Annotated in this window: 2 protein-coding genes; one reads left to right on the top strand and one right to left on the bottom strand. The window is 39.9% G+C overall.

Going from position 1 to position 2,307, the window contains the following annotated elements; all coding sequences use genetic code 11:
• Positions 1-88: 88 nt before the first annotated feature.
• Entirely contained in the window at positions 89-445 is a 357-nt protein-coding gene (locus AC1DRF_RS23730) for an AEC family transporter (RefSeq protein WP_477741848.1), read from the bottom strand.
• Positions 446-701: 256 nt separating this feature from the next.
• Here AC1DRF_RS23730 and AC1DRF_RS23735 point away from each other — a divergent pair, with 256 nt between their 5' ends.
• Positions 702-2,219: an alpha/beta hydrolase gene (locus AC1DRF_RS23735; protein WP_377569530.1), complete on the top strand. Its 1,518-nt coding sequence runs from the start codon at positions 702-704 to the stop codon at positions 2,217-2,219.
• The last annotated feature ends 88 nt before the right edge of the window (positions 2,220-2,307 follow it).

The following is a 2,307-nucleotide window of genomic DNA, read 5'->3' on the forward strand; positions in this document are numbered from 1 at the left end:
GTACGCGTATTTGATATCACCGTTTATAAATTTGTAGAAGAGCACCATCAGCATTCAAAGCGGTTGCTTGAAGCACACAAAGAGCTGATCAATGAGCTCCCCAGATACCTTCTACTAGTGGATAAGCAAACATTCCAATATTAAATCCTGGAATCATCATCGTCAGCATGCCTTTCACTTTTCGCTCATCTTTTCGAAAAACAAAAACCCCTACAGCAGCTAACAGCAAGCCATAGACAATCCCAATAACTAATAGTAAGATAAGCGATCCATCAATTTTAATACTGCTGAATGTGACAATAATCAAGCAAGGCATTGTAATATTAAAAATAATTCTGGCTAAAGCTTCCCCGTCTTTTTGCTGAAGGAGGTTTGTTCGTTTTAGTATGTATCCTAATAGAATGATTGTAACGGAATACAAAAACTGACTGTTAAAGCTGCTCATAGACCTACTCCCTTGCCCTCTTTTATACTTATTTAATCGATTGTTTTACCCTGTCTTTTTTAATCCTTGTTTCATTATAATATAAGCAGCCTAAAAAGAAACTAGAGAATTGGATGCAGTTTACCTGTTTGTTAGACAAAAACAGCTTAGAAACAAATGAAAAAACTTTCCTCCAAACTAATTTTAGAACAGGACATTTTTCTTTTTTATGGAATTTACTTAAAAGGTATGAGTATTTTTATGAGGAGGAAGAAATGTGAAACGAAAAATGATAGCGCTTACTTTTTCTGCTGCTCTTTGTTTTTCAGCTTCAGGATCTCTTGCTGAAGCTTCTACCAACACAGATGTAATCCCAAATGCTGATCAGTCAGCAGAAACCTATTTTGACGGAGCGAACGGAAATTGGCTCACCACTAAAAACCCCGCTCAATATCAGCAGGCTACGCTCTATGGCAATATTGGGCTTACTCCTTATAACTGGGGGAAACCTGAAGATGGATCGGGCTGGTATCGAATCAATCAGCCCGCTGCGGTCAAAGGAACCCAAGTAAATGGCATTTTTGAAGACGCTCAGTTCGTCATCCGTGTTCCTGATAACTGGAACGGAAAACTGGTGGTAGCCGGCATTCCTGCCACGCGCAACGAAACATCCACCGATTTATTATTCAGCGATTACGTTCTTAAAAAAGGCTATGCGTTTGCAGCCACCGATAAAGGAACACAAGGAGAAAGTGATCCTAACGATCCTTTTGCTAAAGTAAAAAATGCACTCGCTAACGATGACGACAGCGTAGCAGAATGGAATATGCGCTATCGTCAGCTGACAAAAGCTGCCCAGCAATACTTGACTACTCATTATTCAGACAAGCTAATCAACCCGTCCAATCAAAAAAATCCTGCAAGCGATTTGATTCGAAACGATCATAAAGTACCAACGTATGCAATTGGCATTTCAAACGGTGGATACGTCGTCAGATACGCACTTGAACACGATGATCCAAAACAAACAAAAGAGCCTCGTTTATTTGATGGAGGCGTCGATTGGGAAGGCGTATTATGGAGTGCAAAAGCGCCAAATTTAATTAGCTCACTAACACCTGTTGTCAACAACGCAGAAGAAGCGCTGTACGGAACGGGAAAAGAACAGAAAAAAGCCATGAAACAAATGTACAAAGCAGGTCTTCCGAAAGGATCAGAAAAATTGTGGAATTATCATGATCAAGTGTACTGGGCGGTCACATTAAACATTTACCGTGATCACTTTGATCCAACTGCTCCAGGAAGAACAAACTGGCACAACTATTTAAACTTTACTTCAGCAGGTCTACGTGATCGCTCATGGGATTATATCTTTGAAAATTATCGCTATCAAACCCGTCCAAAAAGCGTAAAAGAAAATGTAGCAAAAGTAGAAAATACGGGCGATATCGATGTACCTCTTATCAGTATGGCTGGCTCTCTCGATTCACTTATCTTCCCGTCTATTCACGCGGAAGGCTATGAAAAACTCGTTAAAAAAGCCGGCAAGGCAAACCTTCATCGTCTCTATACCGTTAAAAACGGAAATCACGTTGACAGCTTAGTATGGAATAAACAAACGGATCCAAATCAAGAGCTTCAGCCTCTGCTTCCATATGCTCATCAATCTTTTGATTTGTTAGTAGACTGGGTGGAAAATAAAAAAGCAGCGCCTGCAAGCAAAGATATTAAAGCACCTCAAAATAACCTTAAAGTAATCGACATAAAATCTGGGCAAGAAGTAGATCCTCGCTGAGGTTGAGACATAACTAAATGAATCCAACCTAAAGACAAATCAATGAGATACATGAGCTGGACTGCTTATTACACCGCAGTTGATTTCC

Source organism: Priestia sp. P5_B4, from assembly GCF_056400385.1.

Bases quoted from the DNA above. Each gene is read 5' to 3' on its own strand.
- AC1DRF_RS23730 (WP_477741848.1), bottom strand. From the start codon at position 445: ATGAGCAGCTTTAACAGTCAGTTTTTGTATTCCGTTACAATCATTCTA.